Source organism: Burkholderia sp. E168m23, assembly GCF_016586125.1.
In the GTDB taxonomy this organism is placed as follows: domain Bacteria; phylum Pseudomonadota; class Gammaproteobacteria; order Burkholderiales; family Burkholderiaceae; genus Burkholderia; species Burkholderia orbicola.
In genome coordinates this window covers 1-963 of record NZ_BCPP01001499.1, presented here as the reverse complement: position 1 = coordinate 963, position 963 = coordinate 1, and the positions used below count along the sequence as shown (strand labels likewise).

1 protein-coding gene and 1 pseudogene are annotated in these 963 nt (G+C 68.1%); both read left to right on the top strand.

What is annotated here, in order from left to right:
• Nucleotides 1–27: 27 nt before the first annotated feature.
• A pseudogene (locus JMF90_RS38460) lies at nucleotides 28–486 on the top strand (helix-hairpin-helix domain-containing protein); the annotation flags it as partial.
• A gap of 88 nt (nucleotides 487–574) precedes the next feature.
• A partial coding sequence (locus tag JMF90_RS38455) for a YidB family protein (RefSeq protein ID WP_201326480.1) occupies nucleotides 575–963 on the top strand: 389 nt, incomplete at its 3' end.

Below are 963 nucleotides of genomic sequence, written 5' to 3'. Positions count from 1 at the left end.
TTATAACTTCGTATAATGTATGCTATACGAAGTTATTACGGCCCGTTCAAGGACGCCGACGATCTCGCGAACCGCGTGAAGGGCCTCGGTACCAAGTCGGTCGGGCATCTCGAGGAAAACGGCCTGACGATCGGCGGCGCGTCGACGCCGCCGAAGGGTGTGAAGCTGTCGAAACCGGCCGCGACGACGTCCGCGACCACGTCGACCACGACGTCGGCAGGCACCGCCGCGACGTCCACGACCGCGACGGCCGGCACGACGACCGCGGCGCCCGCGCCGGCGGCTAGTGCACCGGACGCGGCCGCCAAGCCGGCCAAGACCAAGCGCGCGTCGAAGAAGGAAAAGGCGGCAGCGGCGGCAGCGGCATCCGCCGACGCGGGTGCGAGCGCACCGGCGGCCGCGTCGTCCACGAAGGCAACGAAGGGTTCGAAGAAGAAGAGCAAGAAGGACAAGGCAGCCTCCGCCGCCGCGGCGTCGGGCGCCTGATGTGCGCCGCGCGCGCGACGGCGTGCGCGCGGCATTCGTTCAACGGGCGCCGTCGTCACGGCGCCCTTTTCAGTGAAGGTGAAGAACCATGGGTCTCCTCGACATCGTTGGCGGTCTGATCGGCGGCCAGGCCGGCGGCAACTCGCAAAGCGCGCTGATCACGACCGCGCTCGAATTCATCAACAACCAGCCGGGCGGCCTGAACGGGCTGATCGAGAAGTTCAAGGCCGGCGGTGCCGGCGAGATCATCGGTTCGTGGGTCGGCACCGGCGAAAACCAGCCGATCTCGCCGGACACGCTGCAGAACGTGCTCGGCTCGGACGTCGTCGGCTCGCTCGCGAGCAAGGTCGGCATCGATCCGTCGCAGGCGTCGTCGATCCTCGCGCAGGTGCTGCCGCACGTCGTCAACGGCGCGACGCCGAACGGTGAAGTGCCGGCCAGCGGCCAGGTGGACACGTCGAACGTGCTCGGCACGCT